This is a genomic window from Sulfitobacter sp. LC.270.F.C4, from assembly GCF_032922545.1.
GTDB classification, from domain to species: domain Bacteria; phylum Pseudomonadota; class Alphaproteobacteria; order Rhodobacterales; family Rhodobacteraceae; genus Sulfitobacter; species Sulfitobacter profundi.
On the sequence record NZ_CP136692.1, the window covers coordinates 2,640,577 to 2,663,573 of the forward strand.

Annotated in this window: 18 protein-coding genes, 3 tRNA genes and 3 rRNA genes; 4 read left to right on the top strand and 20 right to left on the bottom strand. The window is 59.0% G+C overall.

The window, feature by feature from the left end; translation table 11 throughout:
- Nucleotides 1-68 precede the first annotated feature (68 nt).
- From R1T45_RS16775 to R1T45_RS16815, 9 genes are all read right to left on the bottom strand, one after another.
- Nucleotides 69-1,103, bottom strand: coding sequence for a phosphotransferase family protein (locus R1T45_RS16775; protein ID WP_317389651.1), 1,035 nt, complete (start codon nucleotides 1,101-1,103; stop codon nucleotides 69-71).
- The gene (locus tag R1T45_RS16780) at nucleotides 1,100-2,092 is read right to left on the bottom strand and encodes an NAD(P)H-dependent flavin oxidoreductase (RefSeq protein ID WP_132446996.1); all 993 of its coding nucleotides are present in this window, start codon (nucleotides 2,090-2,092) and stop codon (nucleotides 1,100-1,102) included. Before R1T45_RS16780 ends, R1T45_RS16775 begins: the two co-directional genes overlap by 4 nt.
- A gap of 30 nt (nucleotides 2,093-2,122) precedes the next feature.
- Entirely contained in the window at nucleotides 2,123-2,944 is an 822-nt protein-coding gene (locus R1T45_RS16785; protein ID WP_120350620.1) for an SDR family oxidoreductase, read from the bottom strand.
- A 213-nt stretch (nucleotides 2,945-3,157) separates the two neighbouring features.
- Nucleotides 3,158-3,272: ribosomal RNA gene (gene rrf, locus R1T45_RS16790) — 5S ribosomal RNA — on the bottom strand.
- Between the two features lie 119 nt (nucleotides 3,273-3,391).
- Nucleotides 3,392-6,250: ribosomal RNA gene (locus tag R1T45_RS16795) — 23S ribosomal RNA — on the bottom strand.
- Nucleotides 6,251-6,682: 432 nt separating this feature from the next.
- Nucleotides 6,683-6,759 (bottom strand) — tRNA-Ile (locus R1T45_RS16800).
- A gap of 234 nt (nucleotides 6,760-6,993) precedes the next feature.
- Nucleotides 6,994-7,069 (bottom strand) — tRNA-Ala (locus R1T45_RS16805).
- Between the two features lie 145 nt (nucleotides 7,070-7,214).
- Nucleotides 7,215-8,678: ribosomal RNA gene (locus tag R1T45_RS16810) — 16S ribosomal RNA — on the bottom strand.
- The 16S, 23S and 5S rRNA genes sit together here with 2 tRNA genes alongside, the layout of an rRNA operon.
- Nucleotides 8,679-9,332: 654 nt before the next feature.
- Nucleotides 9,333-10,193 carry a mechanosensitive ion channel gene (locus R1T45_RS16815; protein WP_317389652.1) on the bottom strand — a complete coding sequence of 287 codons (861 nt, stop codon included), beginning with the start codon at nucleotides 10,191-10,193 and terminating at the stop codon, nucleotides 9,333-9,335.
- A gap of 185 nt (nucleotides 10,194-10,378) precedes the next feature.
- Between R1T45_RS16815 and R1T45_RS16820 the strand changes: the two genes are divergently transcribed.
- Nucleotides 10,379-10,537 carry a YqaE/Pmp3 family membrane protein gene (locus tag R1T45_RS16820; RefSeq protein WP_120350618.1) on the top strand — a complete coding sequence of 53 codons (159 nt, stop codon included), beginning with the start codon at nucleotides 10,379-10,381 and terminating at the stop codon, nucleotides 10,535-10,537.
- Between the two features lie 63 nt (nucleotides 10,538-10,600).
- On the opposite strand, the gene R1T45_RS16825 is transcribed toward R1T45_RS16820, so the two are convergent.
- From R1T45_RS16825 to R1T45_RS16855, 7 genes are all read right to left on the bottom strand, one after another.
- Nucleotides 10,601-10,774, bottom strand: coding sequence for a CsbD family protein (locus R1T45_RS16825; RefSeq protein WP_082849461.1), 174 nt, complete (start codon nucleotides 10,772-10,774; stop codon nucleotides 10,601-10,603).
- Nucleotides 10,775-10,896: 122 nt separating this feature from the next.
- Nucleotides 10,897-10,971, bottom strand: a tRNA-Phe gene (locus tag R1T45_RS16830).
- Nucleotides 10,972-11,086: 115 nt separating this feature from the next.
- Nucleotides 11,087-11,278 (bottom strand): DNA gyrase inhibitor YacG, encoded by a 192-nt coding sequence (locus tag R1T45_RS16835; RefSeq protein WP_317389653.1) that lies wholly within the window; start codon nucleotides 11,276-11,278, stop codon nucleotides 11,087-11,089.
- Complete coding sequence (locus R1T45_RS16840; RefSeq protein ID WP_260012334.1) at nucleotides 11,275-12,309, bottom strand: ribonuclease E/G; 1,035 nt, start codon at nucleotides 12,307-12,309, stop codon at nucleotides 11,275-11,277. Before R1T45_RS16840 ends, R1T45_RS16835 begins: the two co-directional genes overlap by 4 nt.
- Nucleotides 12,306-12,884 carry a Maf family protein gene (locus R1T45_RS16845; protein WP_317389654.1) on the bottom strand — a complete coding sequence of 193 codons (579 nt, stop codon included), beginning with the start codon at nucleotides 12,882-12,884 and terminating at the stop codon, nucleotides 12,306-12,308. The genes R1T45_RS16840 and R1T45_RS16845 overlap by 4 nt, the downstream gene beginning before the upstream one ends.
- Before the next feature lie 89 nt (nucleotides 12,885-12,973).
- Nucleotides 12,974-13,192 (bottom strand): translation initiation factor IF-1, encoded by a 219-nt coding sequence (infA, locus tag R1T45_RS16850; RefSeq protein WP_005978431.1) that lies wholly within the window; start codon nucleotides 13,190-13,192, stop codon nucleotides 12,974-12,976.
- A gap of 81 nt (nucleotides 13,193-13,273) precedes the next feature.
- Entirely contained in the window at nucleotides 13,274-14,149 is an 876-nt protein-coding gene (locus R1T45_RS16855; protein ID WP_269344085.1) for a carbon-nitrogen hydrolase family protein, read from the bottom strand.
- A 191-nt stretch (nucleotides 14,150-14,340) separates the two neighbouring features.
- Between R1T45_RS16855 and R1T45_RS16860 the strand changes: the two genes are divergently transcribed.
- Both R1T45_RS16860 and R1T45_RS16865 read left to right on the top strand, forming a co-directional pair.
- Nucleotides 14,341-15,336: a LysR family transcriptional regulator gene (locus tag R1T45_RS16860; RefSeq protein WP_317389655.1), complete on the top strand. Its 996-nt coding sequence runs from the start codon at nucleotides 14,341-14,343 to the stop codon at nucleotides 15,334-15,336.
- A 6-nt stretch (nucleotides 15,337-15,342) separates the two neighbouring features.
- Entirely contained in the window at nucleotides 15,343-16,041 is a 699-nt protein-coding gene (locus R1T45_RS16865) for an NAD-dependent deacylase (RefSeq protein WP_317389656.1), read from the top strand.
- A gap of 21 nt (nucleotides 16,042-16,062) precedes the next feature.
- Here the strand turns inward: R1T45_RS16865 and R1T45_RS16870 are convergent, their stop codons facing one another.
- Complete coding sequence (locus R1T45_RS16870; protein ID WP_067625202.1) at nucleotides 16,063-17,715, bottom strand: BCCT family transporter; 1,653 nt, start codon at nucleotides 17,713-17,715, stop codon at nucleotides 16,063-16,065.
- A gap of 256 nt (nucleotides 17,716-17,971) precedes the next feature.
- Nucleotides 17,972-18,271 carry a 50S ribosomal protein L28 gene (rpmB, locus tag R1T45_RS16875; protein ID WP_067625199.1) on the bottom strand — a complete coding sequence of 100 codons (300 nt, stop codon included), beginning with the start codon at nucleotides 18,269-18,271 and terminating at the stop codon, nucleotides 17,972-17,974.
- Between the two features lie 268 nt (nucleotides 18,272-18,539).
- Between rpmB and R1T45_RS16880 the strand changes: the two genes are divergently transcribed.
- Nucleotides 18,540-19,235, top strand: coding sequence for a CDP-alcohol phosphatidyltransferase family protein (locus tag R1T45_RS16880; protein ID WP_120350612.1), 696 nt, complete (start codon nucleotides 18,540-18,542; stop codon nucleotides 19,233-19,235).
- A 15-nt stretch (nucleotides 19,236-19,250) separates the two neighbouring features.
- Here the strand turns inward: R1T45_RS16880 and R1T45_RS16885 are convergent, their stop codons facing one another.
- Together R1T45_RS16885 and ileS are read right to left on the bottom strand one after the other, a co-directional pair.
- Nucleotides 19,251-19,706, bottom strand: a complete 456-nt coding sequence (locus R1T45_RS16885; protein ID WP_120350611.1) for a methylated-DNA--[protein]-cysteine S-methyltransferase — start codon at nucleotides 19,704-19,706, stop codon at nucleotides 19,251-19,253.
- Nucleotides 19,707-19,943: 237 nt separating this feature from the next.
- Nucleotides 19,944-22,865 carry an isoleucine--tRNA ligase gene (ileS, locus tag R1T45_RS16890; RefSeq protein ID WP_317389657.1) on the bottom strand — a complete coding sequence of 974 codons (2,922 nt, stop codon included), beginning with the start codon at nucleotides 22,863-22,865 and terminating at the stop codon, nucleotides 19,944-19,946.
- Between the last annotated feature and the right edge of the window lie 132 nt (nucleotides 22,866-22,997).

A 22,997-nucleotide genomic window follows, 5' to 3' on the forward strand; every position in this document is an offset into this window, starting at 1 on the left:
CGGGGTGTTCCGGCCCTAGCAACAGGTTTTCGCCCCAAAGCTCAAGCACCAAAATGCCCGCCGCCCGGTCAGCGGTCGCGATCCAGCGCCTCTAGCCCGTGGCGCGCAAAAACCGGGACATATTGCCCTAATTTCAGCCCATATTCGGGGTTTGAGGCATTGCCCTCCAACGCGCGTTTCAGCACGCCTTGGATGATGGCGGCCATGCGGAAAAAGCAAAAGGCGAGGTAATAGCCGAAGTTGTCGATCCCCTTTAGCCCGCGCCTGCGGCAATAGGCGGCGATAAACTCCGCATCGGTCGGCAGGCCAAGCGCCTTGCGGTCCACCCCGGCCAAGCCGCGCCCCTCGGCCCCCACGGGCATCTGCCATTGCATGATGACGGCGGCGAGATCGGCAAAGGGGTGACCGATTGTGGAAAGCTCCCAATCCAAAACCGCGCGGCAGGCCGTGCCATTGGTATCAAAGATCATGTTGTCGATGCGGTAGTCCCCGTGCACCAACGTGCGCTGCCCGTCATCTTCGGGCAACTCGGCACTCAAGCGCTGCATCAGCGCATCCATATCGGGCTGTGGCTCTGTCTCAGACGCGCGGTACTGCTTTGACCAGCGCCCCACCTGCCGCTCAAAATAGTTGCCCGGCGGGCCATAGTCCGACAGGCCAACCGCGTCGATATCGACCTCATGCAAGGCGGCCAACACGCCGTTCATCTCATCCACGACCGCGCCGCGCTCGGCCGGGGTGAGTTCCGGCAGGGTCGGATCGTTGAAATTGCGGCCCGGGACATGATCCATGACATAGAACATCGAGCCGATGACGCTCTCATCCTCACAGAGCAGATGCATCCGCGCGACCGGCACCTGACTGTCGGCCAGCGCCCTTTGCACCCGAAACTCCCGGTCCACCGCATGGGCGGATTTCAACAGCATTCCCGGGGGCTTGCGGCGCAGAACATAGTCATGCGCAGGGGACGAAAGGAGGAAGGTGGGGTTTGATTGGCCCGCCTGGAACTTGGTCACTTCAAGCGGCCCGGCAAAGCCCGGCAGGTTTGCTTCCAACCAGTGGCAGACAGCCGCCTCGTCCAAGGTTTGCGTATCCGTGCTCATTGCGCAAACTCCGCGGCCAGCCGGGCCCCAGCGGTGCGGTATTCGGTCTCGATCCGGTCCACCAGTTCAGCCACCCCGCCGATTTGCTTGACCGCGCCAATGCCCTGCCCCGCGCCCCAAATTTCCTTCCACGCTTTGGGCTTTGAGGAGCCGGAGCCGAAGTTCATTGAAGAGGCATCCGCCGATGGCAGATTGTCCGGGTCCATCCCCGCCGCCTCAATCGAAGGCCGCAGATAGTTGCCCGACACCCCGGTGAAGAGCGAGGAGGTCACGATGTCATCCGCGCCGCCAGCGACAATCATGTCTTTGTAACCCGGCACGGCGTTGGCCTCTCGCGTGGCGATAAAGGCCGACCCCATATAGCCCAAATCCGCCCCCATGGCACGCGCGGCCAGGAGCCCCTCGCCCGTGGCCAAAGCCCCAGAGAGCAGTACCGGGCCATCGAACCATTCGCGAATTTCGCGGATCAACGCAAAGGGAGACTGTGGCCCCGCGTGCCCCCCGGCCCCGGCGGCCACGGCGATCAGCCCATCGGCGCCCTTCTCAATCGCCTTCCGGGCAAAGCGGTTGTTAATGATGTCATGCAGCACCACGCCGCCACAGGAATGCGCGGCCTCGTTCACCTCCACCCGCGCGCCGAGTGAGGTGATCCAGATCGGCACCCGATGCTTTACGCAAATCTCAAGGTCGCGCTCCAACCGGCTGTTGGAGCGGTGCACGATCTGGTTCACCGCAAAAGGCGCCGCAGGCCGGTCCGGGTTCTCTTGATTGTGCTTGTCCAAAGCCTCGGTGATCTGGGTCAACCACGCATCAAGCAGCGGCGGCTCGCCCTCGGCCTCGCGGGCATTCAATGCCGGGAAAGAGCCGACGATCCCGGCCTTACACTGTGCGATGACCAACTCAGGCCCCGAAAGGATGAACATCGGTGAGGCGACCAGCGGCAGGCGCAGCCCGCGCAGGGCTTGGGGTAGATGGCTGTCGTCACGCATGGGTGGTCTCCGTCTGAGTTTTCGTATGTGTCATGACAATGCTCTTTCAAAAATATTGGGGCCTGACATCACGTTGATGCCGCCGCTGACCGGGATCACCGCACCGGTGACATAAGCCCCGCCACGCCCGCAAAGGAACAGCATGCAGCCTGCGATATCTTCATCGCGGCCGACACGGCCAAGCGGGACATCTTTGCCCACGGCTTCGCGTGTGGTCTCATCTTGGGTGGCAAAGGCCGTCATACGCGACACAAATGGCCCCGGCGCCAGCGCGTTCACTGTGATCCCCTCCCCGGCCAGTTCTTTGGCGAGGATTTTGCTCAGGTGGATCACCGCCGCTTTGGAGGCGGCGTAGCTATAGGCCCCGTCGCCCATCTCGCGCTCGCCCATGACCGAGCCCAAATTTACGATCCGTGTCGGATCATCCGCCGTGGCCCCGGCCCGTAGTAGGGGCAGCAGCTTTTGCGTCAAATCGAAAAGGCCGGCAACATTGACGCCCATGACCTTATCCCATGCCCGGAAGGGGAATTGCCCCAGCGGCGCGCCCCATGTCACGCCCGCGTTGTTCATGAGAATATGCAGCCGGTCGCCGCGCGCCTGAACCTCGGCCACAAGCGCGTCAACGCCCTCTTCGCTGCCGACATCCCCGGCGAAACCTTCGGCACTGCCCCGGGCGCCTAGCGCATTCAACTCCTCTGCGACAGCTTGGCAGGCCTCTCCGGTCCGGCTGGCCAGCAAAACCCGCGCGCCCGCCCGTACCAAGGCCTCAGCCGCCATGCGCCCGATGCCCGTGGCGCCGCCAGTGATCAGTGCGGTTTTCCCCTCAAGCCCAAAGAGCGTCTCAATATCCATGTCCTGCCTCCCAGCCGCCGACTTTGACGCCACTGTGACAGGGCCTTGGGCGGGGTCAAGCGGATGGGATGCCGCGGGTGCAGTAACCGGGCGTCATAACAACTCGACAAAAGTGTAGTTTTACAAAGACAAAACCGCCGCAGCTTTATAGCTGCGGCGGTTTTGTTATTTTTCTAGTCGTCGAGAGATACTTTTTTATCAGGAACTTATTAGGTTTGGCGATGACCTACTCTCCCACGTCTTAAGACGCAGTACCATCGGCGCTACGGCACTTAACGGCTGGGTTCGGGATGGGACCAGGTGTTTTGCTCGCGCTATGATCACCAAACCAAATAAATTCCTGATAAAGCGTTCTGCGCGTTGCGACGCAGAGCGTGTTCCAAGTCATGTACAACTGATTGTATGTGTATGCTTTTGACCAGTTAAGCAGTCTTGCTTCTACTGGATCAAATCAAGCCTATCGAGCAATTAGTACCAGTCAACTGAACGTGTTACCACGCTTACATCTCTGGCCTATCGACGAGGTGGTCTACCTCGGCTCTCAGGGATACCTTGTTTTGAGGGGGGCTTCCCGCTTAGATGCCTTCAGCGGTTATCCTGTCCGATCATAGCTACCCAGCACTGCTATTGGCATAACAACTGGTCCACCAGTGGATCGTTCACCCCGGTCCTCTCGTACTAGGGGCAACTCCTCTCAAGTATCCTACACCCACGGAAGATAGGGACCGAACTGTCTCACGACGTTCTAAACCCAGCTCACGTACCTCTTTAAACGGCGAACAGCCGTACCCTTGGGACCTGCTCCAGCCCCAGGATGAGATGAGCCGACATCGAGGTGCCAAACACTGCCGTCGATATGGACTCTTGGGCAGTATCAGCCTGTTATCCCCGGCGTACCTTTTATCCGTTGAGCGATGGCCCTCCCACTTGGGACCACCGGATCACTATGGCCGTCTTTCGACTCTGCTCGACTTGTCAGTCTCGCAGTCAGGCTGGCTTCTGCCATTGCACTCAACGAGCGATTTCCGACCGCTCTGAGCCAACCTTCGCGCGCCTCCGTTACGATTTAGGAGGCGACCGCCCCAGTCAAACTACCCGCCACACAGGGTCCCGGAACCGGATAACGGTCCGCGGTTAGACATCAAGCAGAACAAGGGTGGTATCTCAAGGGAGGCTCCACCGAGACTGGCGTCTCGGTTTCAAAGCCCACCACCTATCCTGCACATGTTCGGCCTAATGCCAGTGTGAAGCTGTAGTAAAGGTGCACGGGGTCTTTCCGTCTAACCGCGGGTAACCGGCATCTTGACCGGTAATTCAATTTCGCTGAGTCTATGTTGGAGACAGCGGGGAAGTCGTTACGCCATTCGTGCAGGTCGGAACTTACCCGACAAGGAATTTCGCTACCTTAGGACCGTTATAGTTACGGCCGCCGTTTACCTGGGCTTCAATTCAGAGCTCTCACCCCTCCTTTTAACCTTCAGGCACCGGGCAGGCGTCAGACCCTATACGTCGTCTTGCGACTTCGCAGAGCCCTGTGTTTTTAATAAACAGTCGCCACCCCCTGGTTTGTGCCCCCAGCCTCTAGTTGCCTAGAAACCGGGCCTCCTTCTCGCGAACTTACGGAGGTATTTTGCCGAGTTCCTTCAACATAGTTCTCTCAAGCGCCTTGGTATTCTCTACCTGTCCACCTGTGTCGGTTTAGGGTACGATCTAGCGATGGAGCTATTTCCAGGGACCTCTAAGCAGCCCATTCAATCCGATAAGGATGAACTACCCTCGAGATCCGTCACTTCCATCTGGCCCAGGAATATTAACCTGGTTCCCATCGACTACGCCTTTCGGCCTCGCCTTAGGGGTCGGCTTACCCTGCTCAGATTAGCTTTAAGCAGGAACCCTTGGACTTTCGGCGAGAGTGTCTCTCACACTCTTTGTCGCTACTCATGTCATCATTCTCACTAGTGATCTCTCCACCGGATCGCTCACGCGCCAGCTTCACAGAAAGCTCCTTGTGTCCAATCCTACGGTCCGGTTGGGGTAAACCAAACGAACAAGTGTAGGTAAGGACACATGGAACTATGTCACACTACGCTCTGCTACCATGCAATAAATGCATCCTCAGCTTCGGCTCATGGCTTGAGCCCCGTTACATCTTCGCCGCAAGACAACTTATTTAGACCAGTGAGCTGTTACGCTATCTTTAAAGGATGGCTGCTTCTAAGCCAACCTCCTGGTTGTTTTGGTCGTCTCACCTGCTTTCCCACTTAGCCATGAATTAGGGGCCTTAGCTGGAGGTTAGGGTTGTTTCCCTCTTCACGACGGACGTTAGCATTCGCCGTGTGTCTGCCGACTAGTACTCCTCGGTATTCGGAGTTTGGTTAGGATCAGTAAGCCTGTGGGGCCCCATTACCCATCCAGTGCTCTACCCCCGAGGGTATTCGGTCGACGCTCTACCTAAATAGATTTCGCAGAGAACCAGCTATCTCCGAGTTTGATTGGCCTTTCACCCCTAGGCACAGCTCATCCCGATCTTTTTCAACAGATGTGGGTTCGGTCCTCCAATAAGTGTTACCTTATCTTCAACCTGGCCATGCCTAGATCACTCGGTTTCGGGTCTGATCCCACGAACTCAACGCCCTATTAAGACTTGCTTTCGCTACGCCTACACCTAACGGCTTAAGCTTGCTCGTGAGACCAAGTCGATGACCCATTATACAAAAGGTACGCTGTCAGGACGCAAGGTCCCTCCAACTGTTTGTAGGCGTTCGGTTTCAGGTACTGTTTCACTCCCCTCGTCGGGGTGCTTTTCACCTTTCCCTCACGGTACTGGTTCACTATCGGTCAGTAAGGAGTACTTAGCCTTCGAAGGTGGTCCTCCGATCTTCAGACAGAATTTCACGTGTTCCGCCCTACTTAATACGTCCAATCATGCTTCTTATACGGGACTATCACCCACTTTGGTTGCGCATTCCAACGCATTCTAACCACACTCATGGCTCGGCTGGTCCCCGTTCGCTCGCCGCTACTAGGGGAGTATCATATTGATTTCCTTTCCTCCGGGTACTTAGATGTTTCAGTTCCCCGGGTTTGCCTTTTTAAGCCTATATATTCAGCCTAAAAATACCTGGTTTACCAAGTTATTAGCTGCACCGAAGTGCAGTAATAACAAAGTATCAGGTGGGTTGCCCCATTCAGAAATCCATGGATCAAAGCTTATTCTCAGCTCCCCATGGCTTATCGCAGAGTATCACGTCTTTCATCGCCTCTTACTGCCAAGGCATTCACCAAACGCCCTTTTCGCGCTTGATTTGATCCAGAAAAAGCAAGACTTAGCGTCTCGCGCGAAGATCAGAAGCTGGTAAGAAACTGATCCTCTTTATCCTGTATCAAAAGCATACTTTTACCCGCCCAGACTATCGTCTGGACAATGAGCGATGCAGATAGCGAACCGTCCGTGCAGGAGGTCCGCGTCATCGCTCTGGTTAGTGTACTTGACTTGGACAACATATTCGTTTCGATCGCGATATGTCAGAAAGGCCGAGGAAACAGCCCGTCAAACACCGGCCCCGAAGGGCAGCAACCGAGATCATCCCCTAACGCGGGGCGATCAAACATGTTGTTAGTATCTCTCTTTACGATGTCAATTCGTCTGAAGGACGAAGCGATGCTTCATCCGGGAACAGACGTTCAAACACACTGTATGTGCTTGAAGGTATGTTCCGTGTACCACCTTAGGGAAGATGGTGGGTCGAGGAGGACTTGAACCTCCGACCTCACGCTTATCAGGCGTGCGCTCTAACCACCTGAGCTACCGACCCAGTGTGCGCCGGAGGCGCGCACGTCGCACAAACAGCATATTGCGAAGCAATGTGCGAGTTGTGCAAGAGATTTTGCCTAAGGCAAAACTCGTCGTTCCGGAAGGGCATTCCGAAGGAAGGGCCCGAGAGGAACCAGCCCTTAGTGGTTGAGGTAATAAGGGCCTTATACGCTGCCCTTCTCATCGTTGCTGCGCAACGACTGCCAGGGCGACGCCTTTTGCTCTGCAAAAGGCTTGGTGGAGCCTAGGAGGATCGAACTCCTGACCTCCTGAATGCAAATCAGGCGCTCTCCCAGCTGAGCTAAGGCCCCAAACTTTTGAGACCTACGCCGTCAGCGCAGGACCTATTTCTGAAGAGATATGAGGACGGCTCGGTTCTAATATAGTCGGCTTTGTTTGCCGACTTGCTAAGTGTTCCACGAGTGAGACAAGTCTCGCTGCTAGGAACATCCTTAGAAAGGAGGTGATCCAGCCGCAGGTTCCCCTACGGCTACCTTGTTACGACTTCACCCCAGTCGCTGATCCTACCGTGGTCCGCTGCCTCCTCGAAAGGTTGGCGCACGGCCGTCGGGTAGAACCAACTCCCATGGTGTGACGGGCGGTGTGTACAAGGCCCGGGAACGTATTCACCGTGGCATGCTGTTCCACGATTACTAGCGATTCCGACTTCATGGGGTCGAGTTGCAGACCCCAATCCGAACTGAGACAGCTTTTGGGGATTAACCCATTGTCACTGCCATTGTAGCACGTGTGTAGCCCAACCCGTAAGGGCCATGAGGACTTGACGTCATCCACACCTTCCTCCCGCTTATCACGGGCAGTTTCCTTAGAGTGCCCAGCCGAACTGCTGGCAACTAAGGATGTGGGTTGCGCTCGTTGCCGGACTTAACCGAACATCTCACGACACGAGCTGACGACAGCCATGCAGCACCTGTCACTGCGTCACCGAAGTGAACGCCCGATCTCTCGGGTTAGCACAGGATGTCAAGGGTTGGTAAGGTTCTGCGCGTTGCTTCGAATTAAACCACATGCTCCACCGCTTGTGCGGGCCCCCGTCAATTCCTTTGAGTTTTAATCTTGCGACCGTACTCCCCAGGCGGAATGCTTAATCCGTTAGGTGTGTCACCGAACAGTATACTGCCCGACGACTGGCATTCATCGTTTACGGTGTGGACTACCAGGGTATCTAATCCTGTTTGCTCCCCACACTTTCGTACCTCAGCGTCAGTATCGAGCCAGTGAGCCGCCTTCGCCACTGGTGTTCCTCCAAATATCTACGAATTTCACCTCTACACTTGGAATTCCACTCACCTCTCTCGAACTCAAGACCAGGAGTTTAAGAGGCAGTTCCAGGGTTGAGCCCTGGGATTTCACCCCTTACTTTCTGATCCGCCTACGTACGCTTTACGCCCAGTAATTCCGAACAACGCTAACCCCCTCCGTATTACCGCGGCTGCTGGCACGGAGTTAGCCGGGGTTTCTTTACCAGGTACTGTCATTATCATCCCTGGCGAAAGTGCTTTACGATCCTAAGACCTTCATCACACACGCGGCATGGCTAGATCAGGCTTGCGCCCATTGTCTAAGATTCCCCACTGCTGCCTCCCGTAGGAGTTTGGGCCGTGTCTCAGTCCCAGTGTTGCTGATCATCCTCTAAAACCAGCTATAGATCGTAGACTTGGTAGGCCATTACCCCACCAACTATCTAATCTAACGCGGGCCGATCCTTCTCCGATAAATCTTTCCCCCGAAGGGCGTATGCGGTATTACTCACCGTTTCCAGTGGCTATTCCGCAGAGAAGGGCACGTTCCCACGCGTTACTAACCCGTCCGCCGCTAGACCCGAAGGTCTCGCTCGACTTGCATGTGTTAGGCCTGCCGCCAGCGTTCGTTCTGAGCCAGGATCAAACTCTCAAGTTGAAAAGCTATTGCTAGCTTATCCTTGACGTCGAACCTCTGCACATCGACCTGTATCCCTTACTGAAAGATACAAGCCATTCTCTGTTTGTTGTGCTTGAGACTACAAAGTAGTCGAAAGCCGTCCAAACAGTGAAGCTGACACTCTATCATCGGGCCTAAACCCTAAGAGCGCGATATACAGACGTTGATCCATCGAATGAACCAAACCGCCCACATATCTCTTCAGATATCAAATTTTCAAACAGCGTTGAGACAAAAGAAACTGAGATGCGCCCTAACTTCTTGGCGCGCCCCGCCCTAATACCTCGAATTTTTATCCACCTTCCGAACCGAACTCAGCGTCTCCGCTCCCGTCCGCCCCGTCTGGCGCCCCGCCGCTGCATCTCTGCGCCGCCGGTAGAGGGGGTTCTAAGGCGAGTGACAGAAACCCGCAAGCGGAAAGTTGAGAAAAGTGAAGGTTTCGGGGAACCTTTCGGCAAGCGGCTGAAATTATGCGCTATTTTCAAGCTTTCGAAGGGCAGGTTCCAGCCGCCCTGCCCCGGCTCCGACGGTAGATCGGCCAGATTCCAGTGAATCACCCACGATTCACGGCCGCGAAGCACCTATTGGGTGAATCAAATCGAAAGCCAGCACCCCTTCATAATGCCGCAATCCTCACCCCTCTGCTTCATCATCCTCTGAACGGCTGAGCGGCAGCGGCTCTTTGAAGGTGAGCGTACGGTAAGGGAATGGTATCTCAAGCCCGGCGTCATCCAGCGCCCGCTTCACCGCCGTCACGACCTCGTCTCGGGAGCGGCGCTGTTCCAGCGGAGCCGAGCCTGTCCACCAAGTCACTTCGAAATTGATAGAGGAATCCCCAAACTCTTGGGCGAAGATATGAATGGGGTGATCCCCCTGCTCTACTGTCTCACAGCTCTCGACCGCTTTGGAGATGACAGTGCGCGCCTCATTCAAATCCACATCATAGGCCACGCCGCAGATCACTGTTTGACGGCGGTGTTTTTGATCCGTGCGAACATAAACTGGGTTTTTGAACAGCATCGCGTTCGGGACGATCACAAGTTGCCCGTCCGTCTGGCGAATGTGGCTCTCTCTGATGGCGATGTGGGCGACTTTGCCCTCGATCCCCTCGCATTCGATATGATCCCCCATACGCATCTCGCGGCGAAAGAGGATGATGATCCCAGCAAGGAAGTTCTCAAAGACATCCTTGAAGGCAAAGCCGATGGCGACCGACCCGATGCCGAGGCCAGCCAGAATGCTGGCGGGAGTAAGGCCGGGGAAGACGATCACGGCCGCGACCATGATGCCAAAGACCCAAATGAGGATAGACGTCAGGAGCGTAAAGAGGTCTTGCAGGCTTGGGCGGAGTTTGGTTCGCGACAGGGTTCTAGTGACCAGCGAACGGCCAAGCGCGGCGATCGCCCAAGTCAATATCAATACAAGGGTGGCGACGGCAATCTGCGGCAAAAGCGCAATAGTATCCCGCGCCATCTCCATGATCTGGCGCCACATAATCCTAACTGGCTCCACCCTGCCCCTCCTCCTGCTTTTCGATAGAGTGCCGCAAAACCCTTGCTGCGGCGAGTGTAAATTGCCCGCGCCTGTCACGGCATCCCTGGCCGCTTGGCTGATGAGGGCTAGCTTAGACCAGCCACTAACCCACCTAGAAAGGAGCCCGGCGGCCCCGGCGTGACACTATGGACATCATTCGCATTATCATCGCTATTCTATTGCCCCCTCTGGGGGTGTTCTTGCAGGAAGGTCTAGGAAAGCACTTCTGGATTAATATCATCCTAACGCTACTGGGCTACATCCCCGGGATCGTCCATGCGATCTATATCATTATCAAGAAGTGAGCGCGCCTAGCCTTGCGGCTCAGACAGAAAAGCGCGCCTCCGGTCAGAGGCGCGCTTTTGCGATTAGTCTGATAGCTTATCTTTGGCGTCGCCGACGCCCTTTTGCACCTTGCCTTCAGCCTGATCGGCCTGACCTTCGTGCTTGAGGTCGTCGTTGCCTGTGGCATCGCCAGCTTCTTCTTTCAGCTTGCCACCGATGTCTTTCGCCTTGCCTTTAGCTTGGTCGTCATTCGCCATGGTTGCTCTCCTCTATATGGGTAGAGGGACAACGTCAGAAAGCTGGCGGAGGTTCCGGGCCGGGTGCGGAAGTCGCGCGCGCGGCAGGGGCGGAGGGTGCGATTTGTTTGGTTTGGTACAAATGGTGCCCGGGGGCGGAATCGAACCACCGACACGAGGATTTTCAATCCACTGCTCTACCCCTGAGCTACCCGGGCACGGGTCACCTCTTTCGAGATCGGGTGAGCGGGTTCTAGGACCTGTAGCGCGGGGTGTCCAGCCCCATTTTGCCCCGAAACCCACTTCTTTTCACGAAACGCAAATTATCCTGTCTTAATGGGGCTTTGCGGGGCGGTCTTGTGCTGCTTCGGCGGCTTCGATGGCTGCTTCAACGTCTTCAGGTTCGCGCGAGGGGACGGCGTAGTTTCCGCTGAACCAGCGGCCCAGATCGATGTCGGCGCAGCGGCGCGAGCAGAAGGGGCGGTGTGCCTTGATGGTTTCGGCTTTGCAGATCGGGCAGCTCATAGTCCTGCCCCTGCAAGTACCTCCGCCAGCACCGGACGGGCGCGTTTACGCTGCAATTCGTAGTGACCCAAAGGCGTCCAACCGACCAGCGTCGTGTCCACGTCATCGGCGCGGAAGGCCGCACGCAGCGCGCTTTCGAAGGTGCGGCGGTCTTTCTTGGGCATGGGGGCCAGATCGAGCGTGATCTGCCCGCCCAGCCCGCGCAGGCGCAACGCGCGGGGCAGCGCCTTGGCGCAGGCCATATTGGCTTTCACCCCAGCCGCGAGCGAGGCGTCACTGCCCGTGTTCACATCCACGGCCACCAACGCGCGGGTGGGCTCAACAAAGATCGACGCCCCGCCACCAAGCGACACTTGGGAGGAGGACACGCGGTCAAGCTCTTCCAATACCCCATGATCGGCAAAGCCCCCGGCTTCGGTCACCACCTCGGCGGGCGCGGTCCAATCGCGCCATGCGAGCAGATGCGGCCCATCGCCTTCGCTCAGCACCTCCATCTCCTGCGCGTCGTCATTGGCCACAGTATCCGCAAGCGCCAACATATTCGCGATATCCTCGGCAATATCCTCGCCATCGGCCCCGGCGCAGGAGGACCGCAGAATCAGACCCAGATCAGCACCGCCTGCGGCCTCATGAGCGATTTCAAGCAGCCGGTCACGTTCTTCTTCGTCCTTGATAGAGCGCGAGATGTTCAGCCCCGGCGCATCTGGCGTCACGATGGCATAACGCGATTTGAACAGAAGCTTATTGGTCACCGGAATCGCCTTGCCCGGCTCAGCATGGCCCGAGACCTGCACAAGGATCGTCTGGCCGGGGGCCATCCCTTTGATCTGACGCAGAAAAGCCGCCCCATCGGGGGTCTTTAGGAACATCCCCCCCTGCCCCTTTACCGGGCGGTCGGCAATCGCGCGATACACGGTGCCAACGCGCGGCGCATCGCTGTCGACCAGAAAATCGTCCAGCTTGCCATCCACCATGAGTGCTGCAGCTTCAACATCGCCAAGATGGTCAAGAATGATCGTACGGCCCTTCATGCGGCACCTCCGTCAAATGGGTAGCCTGCCGCTTGCAGCAGGTTCGCAGCCTCGGCCAATGGCAGGCCGACGATTGCGGTGAATGAGCCGCTGATCCATGGGATCAGCGCGCCGGCGGGGCCTTGGATGCCATATCCACCCGCCTTGCCGCGCCAATCGCCGGTGGCGAGGTAGCGGCGAATCTCAGGCTCGGATAAAGATTTCATCTTCACGTTGCTTTGCACATCGCGCTGCCAAAGCTTGTCGCCCCGCTTCACGGCAACGGCAGTGACCACCCTATGCCGACGGCCCGACATCAACCGCAGGAAAGCTTCGGCTTCAGCCTCATCCTCGGGCTTGCCGAGGATGCGCCGCCCGAGCGCCACAGTGGTGTCCGCGCAGAGCACGATGTCATCCGCCCCAGCGGGCACAGCCGCCACCTTTTCAAGCGCCATGCGGGCGCAATAGGGGCGCGGTAGTTCGACCTTATGGGGTGTCTCGTCAATGTCGGGGGCGCGGATGGCATCGGGGACCACGCCGATCTGGGCCAAAAGCTCCAACCGGCGCGGTGATCCTGATCCGAGAATGAACTGCATCTTATGGGCCTCTTTGCCTGAGGCCGGCAGCCCGGTCGGGGCCGCGCACGGCCCCGCCTGCGCCGCGCAACGCGCGAACGCGGTGCCGCTTACTTGAAGCGATAGTTGATCCGACCTTTGGTCAAATCATAGGGTGTCATTTCCACCTGAACCTTGTCGCCAGCCAGAACACGGATGCGGTTTTTCCGCATCTTGCCTGCCGTATGCGCGATGATCTCATGGCCGTTTTCCAGCTCGACCCGAAACGTCGCGTTAGGCAGGAGTTCCTTCACGACACCGGGAAATTCGAGCGTATCTTCCTTGGCCATGGTCTCTCCTTGAGCACAAAACCCTCCAATCTGAGGGCGCAGGCTTAAATGGGCGCATTTTTGCGCTTTTTCAAGGGGGATTCAGCGCAAAGCGACGTTTATCGCCTTTCCGTCGCGGCCAATCTGGTCTTGCCAGTCCCTTCGGTTCAAAACGATGCCATCTGCGCGCACCTCGGCGACCTGCGCCAAATCGGCTTCTGCAATGGTCCAGCCGGGGGCGTTCACCTCGCGCAGGCCCAAAATGCCCGTCGGCGGGAAGCCGCGATCCGGCGGGCAGAAAATCCCCCCCGCGCCAAAAGACTGCCCCAAAGCCTCGGACCAATCCGCCGCGCCCACCACCGAAGACATCGCCGTGATGCACTGATTCTCCAACGCGCGGGCCATGGATCCGATGCGTACCCGCCAATAGCCCGCCAGCGTTTCGGTGACACTGGGCACGCAGATCACATCGCAATCGCTCAGCGCCCGGCCCAGCAGGGGAAATTCACTGTCATAACAGATCAAAATCCCGATCTTGCCAATCGCGGTCTCGAAAACCTGAAGCGCATTGCCTCCGATCACGCCCCACTCTTCACGCTCGAAACGGGTCATGATCTGCTTGTCCTGCACCCCCACCTGCCCCGTAGGCGTGATCAGCCGCGCGCGGTTGACCGGACGGCTCTCGGTCGCCGCGGGGCCAGAGCCTGCTACGATATGCACATTGTGCTCGGCGGCGAGCTTCACGTGCAGCCGGTCGGCTTCCTCAAGCTTGTCCGAGACCGAGAAAAGCGAGCGCTCCAGATCGGCGGCCACTTCGGCCCCATCCAGCGTGGCCAATTCCATCGCGGCATATTCGGGAAAAACCAGCAGTTCCGCCCCCTGCACCGCGGCCTCGGCGACCCAATGGGCCAGTTTGTCTTCGTACTGCGCCCATGAGGTCAGAACATCGAGCGGATAGGCAGCTGTGGCGATTTTCATTCGGAGAGGCTCCTGAGGGCTGTTTGCCCGCAGTCTGCGCAGCTTTGGCGGCGGCTTCAAGGGGGCGGCCCGTGGGCCCGAAGCGCCTCCCGTCGCTTTCCCGAAATCAACAGATATGCTGCCACTTCGATGGGCAAATGCTTGACCTGAGCCGCCCGTGGTTTCACAAGATCCGAAAGAGTTGGGACCACATGCTGAACAAAGGCATCACCCTTCGGGGCATCGAAGTGTTTGAGGCGCTCGCGCGCAGCGGATCGGTGGCGCAGGCAGCAGAGGCCACGGGGCTCAGCCAGCCCGCCGTCAGCCAGCAGATGCGCAACCTCGAAGCCGCCATCGGGGCGGAACTGGTCGATCACACCCGCCGCCCCATGCGATTGACCCAAGCCGGGCAGATGTTTCTGCGCCGGGCCGAACAGGCGCTCAGCGAATTGCGCCAAGCGCAGAGCGAAGTCACGGTGATGGATCTGGCCCATCTGGAGGCGCTGAACCTCGGTGTGATTGATGATTTCGACGATGACCTGACCCCGCGCCTTGCCACAATCCTTGGCGACAGCCTGACCGGGTGCCGCTTTCGCATGATCACCGCAGGCAGCAACGAACTGGCCCAGGCGCTCCGCGATCAAAGCCTGCATATGGCGCTTTCGGCGCAGATCGACGGACCGATTGACGGGGTTTTGGAATACCCGCTGGCCCGCGACCCCTTCATCCTCGTTACCCCTGCGGGCGCGCCCTATGCCCCCGAGGCCCTGCTGCGCGGCAGCACCGACCTACCCTTTTTGCGCTACGCCGCCGACCAGTTGATCGCGCGACAGATCGAGGCACATCTTACCGCTCAGGGCCACAACCTGCGCGCACGGTTCGAGATCGGCAGCCATCTGGCACTAATGGCCATGGTGGCACGGGGCATTGGCTGGGCGATAACGACGCCCTTGGGCTACATGCGCGCCGCCCGTTTCCACGACCGGCTGGCCGCGCATCCCCTGCCCGCCCCCCTGAACACCCCGCTGCCCGCGCGAACCATTTCGCTCTTTGCCGGGGCCGAATGGTCCGGCCCGGTGCCGCGCGACATTGCCCAGACCATGCAGCAGTTGATGCAGACGCATATGATCGCCCCTGCCATCGCGCAGCTGCCGTGGCTGGCGGATGGGTTTCACCTGCTTGAAGCCGAAGACCCGATCGGAGAATAATACCCCATGACCAAGATCGTGATCCTTACCGGCGCGGGCATCTCTGCCGAAAGCGGGCTTGAAACCTTCCGCGCCTCCGATGGCCTTTGGGCGCAGCACCGCGTCGAAGACGTGGCCACCCCCGAAGGCTTCGCCCGTAATCCAAAACTGGTGGTCGATTTCTACAACGCCCGCCGCGCACAGGCGGCCGAGGTGTTACCCAACGCCGCACATCGTGCCCTCGCCCGGCTAGAGGCCGAGCTTGACGGCGAGGTGGTCGTCATCACCCAGAATGTCGATGATCTGCACGAACAGGGCGGCTCGCGACAGGTGATGCACATGCATGGCGCCCTCAAAGGCGCGCTCTGCGCCGCCTGCGATCACCGCTGGCCTGCGCCCATGGTCATGGCACCGGGCGATCCCTGCCCCGCCTGCAACGCCCCCGCCGCGCGGCCCGATATCGTCTGGTTTGGCGAGATGCCCTATGAGATGGACGCACTTTTTGATCATCTGGCCGAGGCGGATGTCTTTGCCGCGATTGGCACCTCCGGCAACGTCTACCCCGCCGCCGGCTTCGTCGCCGAGGCCCGCCGCGCCGGGGCGCATACGATTGAATTCAATCTCGAACGCTCTGCCGTGGGCAATCAGTTCGCGGAGCATCGCATCGGGCCAGCCAGCCAGACGGTCCCCGAATGGGTGGCAGAGGTTTTGGCGGCGCGCCGCTAAGTTACGGCGCGCCAGATAGTCTCAGCGCGGTTCGCTGCGCAGACCCTTGTAGACCGTATAGCACATCACCAGCATCAAGATTGCAAAGGGCACACCCGTCGCCGTGACCCCGGCCTGCAGGGCCGAGAGCCCGCCGCCGATCAACAGCACGATGGCGATCAACCCTTCGACGATGCACCAAAAGATACGCTGCGGGACCGGCGCGTCGATTTTGCCCCCCGCCGTGATCGTATCGACAACCAGCGACCCCGAATCCGACGAGGTAACAAAGAACACCAGCGCCAAGAGAATCGCGATGGTCGAGGCCACCTTGGTGAAAGGCAGTTCATTCAACATCCCGAAAAGCGACAGTTCCGGCGAATAGCTGTCGATCACATTGGCCTTCACCAACGATGTTTCGGGGCTGGTCAGGATTTGATCAATCGCAATACCGCCAAAGACGCCCATCCAGATAAAGATGATGAGGGAGGGGATCAGCAGCACGCAGATGATAAATTCCCGCACCGTGCGCCCGCGTGAGACCCGGGCGATGAACATGCCCACGAAAGGGGCCCAAGATACCCACCACGCCCAATAGAACGCCGTCCACCCTTCGCGGTAGCCGTCGTCATCGCGGCCAAAGGGGTTGGAAAGCGGAATGATCTCTTGCGTATAGGCCACCAAGCCGGTCCAAAAGCCATCAAGCCCCACCAACGTTGGGCCCACGAACAGCACAAAGAGGAAGAACAGGACCGCCACGATCATGTTCACCTCCGACAGGATCTTTACCCCGCCGTCCAACCCGCGCCAGACCGACACCAGTGCCACGGCAGTGACCAAAAGGATGATGACCACCTGCACGTTGGTCGAAATCTCAAGTCCGAAGGCAAAGTTGAACCCCGCGTTGGCCTGCTGCGCGCCCAAGCCAAGCGATGTGGCAAGCCCAAAAAGCGTCGCGAAAACCGCCAAGATATCAATGATATGTCCCGGCCAGCCCCAGACCCGATCGCCCAGAAGCGGATAGAAACAGGACCGGATCGAGAATGGCAGCCCCTTGTTATAGGTAAACAGGGCCAAGGCCAGCGCCATGATCGCATAGACCGCCCAGCCATGCAGCCCCCAGTGGTAAAAGGTCGCCGCGAGCCCCATGGCGCGGGCGGCCTCGACATTCTCAGGTATGATCGACCCATCTTCGGCAATCGGCAGGGGCACCCCCAAGGGGCCAGAGACGTTCATATGATACACCGGCTCAAGCACGCCAAAGAACAAAAGCCCGATGCCCATGCCCGCGGCGAAAAGCATGGCGAACCAAGCAAGGTAGGAATACTCTGGCACGGCCTCTTTCCCGCCAAGCCTGACTTTGGAGATGGGCAAGAAAATCAGCACGATACAAAAGATAACGAAGATGTTCACGATGATCATGAACAGCCAGTCCAGCTTGGTGGTGGCGAAATCCCGAACAGCAAGGAAGACCACCCCGGCTTGATCCGGGAAAAGCATCGTCAGCAGCACAAAGGCCACTGCCGTCAGGCCGGACACCATGAAGACCGGGTTGTGGATGTCAAAGCCCAGCGGGCCCAATGTCCCGTCGATGTTGTCTTGGCCAACCTCGAAATCAGTCTCGATCTCATTCGTGTCGGCGGGCGTGCCCGAGGGCGGGCTAGAGTTTGGCGTGCCGGGGGTGGGGTCAGTCATGAAATCTCCGATCTTGATGCACGGTCTGAGCCCCGCTTGGCAGGTAGCATGGCCAGAACAACAAATGTCAGAGGATCAATTAGCGCGCATTTCCAAGGTTTCCCGAATAAAAACATACCCCTGCGCAACAAAACCGCCAATGGCAGCGCGGGGTGCCATCCTGATAGCCGGGAAACCCTTAAGAAAGACCTAAGCCCAAAACGAAAAAGGCCCCGATCCTTTCGGATCGAGGCCCCAATCTGGTCTGTGGTAAGCCTTAGCTCAGCACATCGGCGGTCGCGCTGGTTTTCGCGATGGCCTTTTTTATTTTCAACGCATTGTCGGACAGTTCAACGTCCTTGGCTTTCGCCAGGAACTTGTCCAGACCACCGCGGTGGTCGACGCTGCGCAGGGCTGCGGCAGAGATGCGCAGCTTGAACGCGCGGCCCAGTGCTTCGGACTGCAACGACACGTCGTTGAGGTTCGGCAGGAACCGACGGCGTGTACGGTTGTTAGCGTGGCTTACGTTGTTGCCCGTCATCGGGCCTTTTCCGGTCAATTCGCAACGGCGCGACATGGGTTCATCCTTTTGCTGTTGTGTCCTTCCAGCGATCCGGAAAAACACATAACGTGGGGGCCGCGCAGAGCCGACCCTGAATTGGTTCGCTGGCTTTAAGGGGAATCGCGGTAGCCGTCAACCCGAAGCGCGGGACTTGGGCATATTTCCTGCGCAACGCCCGGCCCCGTCAACTGCGCCCCCGCTGACCCGCCTTTGCTACGCTGGTTTTTGCCGCCCACGCCAGAGTTTCCTTTGCATCCCCCCGGCGGATTTGCGATGCAGACACATGACCATACAGATGCGCGCTCTTTTCGTTCACCTTTTCACTGCCACCGGTGCGGTGCTGGCAATGCTTGCCATGCTCGCCGCCGTGGAAGAGAAATGGGACCTGATGTTCCTTTGGCTGGTGATCGCCTTCTTCGTCGATGGTATCGACGGCCCGCTGGCGCGCAAATACGATGTGAAGACCAACGCCCCGGAATTCGATGGTGTCTTGATGGACCTCATCATCGACTATCTCACTTATGTCTTCATCCCGGCCTTCGCGCTGTTCACCTCGGGCCTGATGGATGGCTGGAGCGGCTGGGCGATGATCATTATCATCACCTTTGCCAGCGTCATGTATTTCTCCGACACCCGCATGAAAACAAAGGACAATTCCTTTAAAGGTTTTCCCGGCTGCTGGAACATGTTGGTGCTGGTGCTCTTTGCGTTGCAGCCCGAATGGTGGATCAGCCTGATTGTTGTCACGATCCTTGCCGCAGCGATGTTTCTGCCGATCAAATTCGTGCACCCCGTCCGGACCGAGCGTTGGCGCCCCGTGACGCTGCCCATGGCGCTGGCATGGACCTTCTTCGCGGGCTGGTCGGCTTGGGTGAACTTTCACCCCGAAAGCTGGGCCCATTGGGGTCTGGTGATCACCTCGATCTACCTGATCTGCGCTGGTGCTGCGCAGCAGTTGATCCCCCTCGCCGAAGACTGAGCCTGCCTCGCGGGGTTAAATCAGCAGCCCCGCCGCGCCCTCATGGCGCAGCAATGCGACCTTGGTTTCAACCCCGCCCGCCCCGCTAAAGCCGGTCAGACCCTTCGCCCCCATCACTCGGTGGCATGGGATAATGACCGGGATCGGATTGCCGCCACAGGCCCCGCCGACCGCTTGCGCAGGCACGCCGAGGTCGCGGGCAATCTCTCCGTAGGTGCGGGTGTGGCCAAAGGGAATCGCAAGAATCGCGGTGCAGACCGCACGCTGGAAATCGCTCCCCATAACGCGCAACGGTAGGTCAAAGCTTTGACGCTCGCCTGTCGCGTATTCCTTGAGTTGGCGCAGCGCGGCATCAAGCAGATCCGAGCGATCCTGCCGCGCTGCCTGCCCCCACCCAAGCGCCGTGATCGCTCCGTCCTCTTCGGTCAGGGTCAGATCGCCGAAGGGCGTGGAGAGGGAGGCTTGTTTCATCGCGCCACTCTGCGCCAGAAATCACATGTGCGAAAGAGCGCTGAGGGCATCGCCCTCCCTGGACATCTTTCCGGCGGGCATGGGCGCCCAAGAGGCGCTGAAGGTGCGATCTGTGGAAACGCTGCAAAATTGCCCTCCAGCGGGTGTGCCACCGGGCAGGACATATGATCAGGGTGGCGCAAAGAAAAACGGGCGACAGATAAACCGCCGCCCGCCATATTCAGTTCTAATGCTGGCTCAGGCGTCCGCCAAAGCCTCACGCACCGCCTCATCACAGCGCCCGCAAACGCCGGGATGCTCATGGGTGCCGACATCCGGCAGCACCTTCCAGCAACGCTCGCATTTGGCGCCTTCGGCCTTTTCGAACACCACAGCGACGCCTTGCGCCTCAGGCATGCGGAAAGCCTCAGCCGGGGCCGCGTCACCGGTTACAGTGATGTCCGAGGTGATCGCCACATCCTCGAAAGACACGCTCTCCAATGCGTCGCGCTGCGCCGCGTCGTCGACATGCACCACGGGGGCTGCTTCGAGCGAGGCACCGATCACCTTCTCGGTCCGCTGCACCTCCAGCGCCGCCGTCACCACACGGCGCGCGGCACGGACCTTGGCCCATTTCGCGGCCAGTTCCGGGTTCAGCCATGCCTCGGGCGTTTCGGGCATATCCACCAGATGCACCGAAGATGCGTCACCGGGGAAGCGCTCGAGCCAGACTTCTTCCATGGTGAAGACCAATACCGGCGCCAGCCATGTCGTCAAACGGTGGAACAGGATATCCAGCACCGAGCGCGCGGCGCGGCGGCGCAGGGTATCGCCATCGCAATAAAGCGCGTCCTTGCGGATATCGAAATAGAAGGCCGAGAGATCGACCGTGGCAAAGGTAAACACCGCCTGGAACACACCTTGGAAGTCAAAGCGCGCAAAGCCGTCGCGCACCACCTTGTCGAGTTCCGCCACCCGGTGCAGCACCCACCGCTCTAGCTCCGGCATATCTGCCGGATCAACCCGGTCCGCCTCGCTGAAATCATTCAACGCGCCGAGCATATAGCGCATGGTGTTGCGCAAGCGGCGATAGCTGTCGGCCACGCCTTTGAGGATCTCATCCCCGATCCGCTGGTCGGCGGTGTAATCGGTCTGCGCCACCCAAAGCCGCAGAATATCGGCGCCATATTGCTGGACGATCTTCTCGGGCACGATGGTGTTGCCGATGGATTTGGACATCTTCATGCCCTTCGCGTCCAGCGTGAAACCGTGCGTCACCACGTTGCGGTAAGGCGCGCGGCCCGTGGTGCCCACAGACTGCAACAGCGAGGAGTGGAACCACCCGCGGTGCTGGTCGGTGCCTTCCATATAAACGTCAGCGATGCCGTCCTCGGTCCCGTCTTCACGGTCGCGCAGGGTGAAGGCATGGGTCGAGCCGCTGTCAAACCAAACGTCGAGGATGTCGGTCACCTGATCGAACTCTGCCGGATCGACGATGCCCTCAAGGAAGCGTTCTTTCGCGCCTTCCGCATACCAGGCATCCGCGCCTTCGGCCTCGAAGGCCTCAACGATACGCTGATTGACCTCAGGATTGCGCAGCAGGAAGCTCTCATCCGTCGGAGCGACGCCCTTGCGCACAAAACAGGTCAGCGGCACGCCCCAGGCGCGCTGGCGGCTGAGCACCCAGTCGGGCCGTGCTTCCATCATCGAATGCAGGCGGTTGCGGCCGGATTTCGGCACCCAGTTAACCTTGTCGATGCAAGTCAATGCGCGTTCGCGGATGGTCTTGCCGTTCTGGTCCAGCCCGTCGCCGACAACCTTGTCGATCGCGGCAAACCACTGCGGCGTGTTGCGGTAGATCACCGGCGCCTTGGAGCGCCAGCTGTGCGGGTAGCTGTGCTTGATCTTGCCACGCGCCAGCAGCCCGCCGACCTCAACCAGCTTGTCGATGATCGCGCTGTTGGCGTTGCCCTCTTTGCCGTTCGGCTTGAGGATTGCCTTGCCTCCAAAGAACGGCAGATCGTCGCGGAAACGCCCGTCTTCCATGACGTTATAGGTGATGACCTGCGGCAGCATGCCCAGATCGCGGTAAAGCTCGTATTCCTCAAGACCGTGGGACGGGGCGCAATGCACGAAGCCCGTACCCTCGTCCGAAGTCACAAAATCGGCGGCACGGAAATCGCGCAGGTCATCCCACTCGCCCTCCGCCCCTTCGGCACCGGCCAACGGGTGCAAAAGCGAAATCTTGGCCAATTCGTCATTCTCGACACCGCGCACACGGTTCCACATACCGTCTTCCAGACGGGCACGGGCAAAGACATCCGCCGCCAGATCATCGGCCAGCAGGAAACGCTCGCCCACATTGGCCCAGCATTCGTCCGGTGTGCTGGTCACTTCGTAAAGGCCATAGGAAATGTCCTCGCCGTACACCACGGCCTTGTTCGAGGGCATGGTCCAAGGCGTCGTGGTCCAGATCACCACCTGCGCGCCGTCCAGATCGCCTTCTGTGCCGACGACCATGAACTTCACCCAAACCGTGTGGCTTTCCTTGTCGTGATACTCGACCTCAGCTTCGGCCAGCGCGGTCTTTTCGACCGGCGACCACATCACGGGCTTCGAGCCTTGATAAAGCGTGCCGTTCATCAGGAACTTCATGAATTCCTCGGCGATGACACGCTCGGCATGGAAATCCATGGTCAGATAGGGGTTTTCCCAATTGCCGGTGATGCCCAGACGCTTGAATTCCTCGCGCTGCACGTCGACCCAACCGCGGGCGAACTCGCGACATTCGGCGCGGAATTCATTAATCGGCACCTGATCCTTGTCGCGGCCCTTCTTGCGGTACTGCTCTTCGATCTTCCATTCGATCGGCAGACCGTGGCAATCCCAACCGGGGATGTAGCGCGCGTCAAAGCCCATCATCTGATGGCTGCGCACAATCATGTCCTTGATCGTCTTGTTCAACGCGTGGCCGATGTGCAGGTTGCCGTTGGCGTAAGGGGGGCCGTCATGCAGCGTGAAGGGCTGGCGGCCCTCTTTCTCGCGCAGGCGGTCATAGACGCCGATCTTTTCCCACCGCTCCAACCAGCCGGGCTCGCGCTTGGGCAATCCGGCGCGCATGGGGAAATCGGTCTTGGGCAGGTTCAGCGTGGCTTTGTAGTCGGGGGTCTCGGCGCACATGGGGAGCGTCCTTTAGGCATATGGGGGTTATTCAATCTCGGTCGGTGCGAATGGCTCAAGCACCTCGGCCCGGCGTCTCAATTGCTCAGAGCGCCGGGGATATAATTCGAATAATGATCGCGGTGAGGCGTG

What these genes read in the sequence shown, in the direction of transcription:
- R1T45_RS16775 (WP_317389651.1), bottom strand. Translation starts at nt 1,103, where the DNA reads ATGAGCACGGATACGCAAACCTTGGACGAGGCGGCTGTCTGCCACTGG.
- R1T45_RS16780 (WP_132446996.1), bottom strand. Translation starts at nt 2,092, where the DNA reads ATGCGTGACGACAGCCATCTACCCCAAGCCCTGCGCGGGCTGCGCCTG.
- R1T45_RS16785 (WP_120350620.1), bottom strand. Translation starts at nt 2,944, where the DNA reads ATGGATATTGAGACGCTCTTTGGGCTTGAGGGGAAAACCGCACTGATC.
- R1T45_RS16815 (WP_317389652.1), bottom strand. Translation starts at nt 10,193, where the DNA reads ATGTGGCGCCAGATCATGGAGATGGCGCGGGATACTATTGCGCTTTTG.
- R1T45_RS16820 (WP_120350618.1), top strand. Translation starts at nt 10,379, where the DNA reads ATGGACATCATTCGCATTATCATCGCTATTCTATTGCCCCCTCTGGGG.
- R1T45_RS16825 (WP_082849461.1), bottom strand. Translation starts at nt 10,774, where the DNA reads ATGGCGAATGACGACCAAGCTAAAGGCAAGGCGAAAGACATCGGTGGC.
- R1T45_RS16835 (WP_317389653.1), bottom strand. Translation starts at nt 11,278, where the DNA reads ATGAGCTGCCCGATCTGCAAAGCCGAAACCATCAAGGCACACCGCCCC.
- R1T45_RS16840 (WP_260012334.1), bottom strand. Translation starts at nt 12,309, where the DNA reads ATGAAGGGCCGTACGATCATTCTTGACCATCTTGGCGATGTTGAAGCT.
- R1T45_RS16845 (WP_317389654.1), bottom strand. Translation starts at nt 12,884, where the DNA reads ATGCAGTTCATTCTCGGATCAGGATCACCGCGCCGGTTGGAGCTTTTG.
- infA (WP_005978431.1), bottom strand. Translation starts at nt 13,192, where the DNA reads ATGGCCAAGGAAGATACGCTCGAATTTCCCGGTGTCGTGAAGGAACTC.
- R1T45_RS16855 (WP_269344085.1), bottom strand. Translation starts at nt 14,149, where the DNA reads ATGAAAATCGCCACAGCTGCCTATCCGCTCGATGTTCTGACCTCATGG.
- R1T45_RS16860 (WP_317389655.1), top strand. Translation starts at nt 14,341, where the DNA reads ATGCTGAACAAAGGCATCACCCTTCGGGGCATCGAAGTGTTTGAGGCG.
- R1T45_RS16865 (WP_317389656.1), top strand. Translation starts at nt 15,343, where the DNA reads ATGACCAAGATCGTGATCCTTACCGGCGCGGGCATCTCTGCCGAAAGC.
- R1T45_RS16870 (WP_067625202.1), bottom strand. Translation starts at nt 17,715, where the DNA reads ATGACTGACCCCACCCCCGGCACGCCAAACTCTAGCCCGCCCTCGGGC.
- rpmB (WP_067625199.1), bottom strand. Translation starts at nt 18,271, where the DNA reads ATGTCGCGCCGTTGCGAATTGACCGGAAAAGGCCCGATGACGGGCAAC.
- R1T45_RS16880 (WP_120350612.1), top strand. Translation starts at nt 18,540, where the DNA reads ATGACCATACAGATGCGCGCTCTTTTCGTTCACCTTTTCACTGCCACC.
- R1T45_RS16885 (WP_120350611.1), bottom strand. Translation starts at nt 19,706, where the DNA reads ATGAAACAAGCCTCCCTCTCCACGCCCTTCGGCGATCTGACCCTGACC.
- ileS (WP_317389657.1), bottom strand. Translation starts at nt 22,865, where the DNA reads ATGTGCGCCGAGACCCCCGACTACAAAGCCACGCTGAACCTGCCCAAG.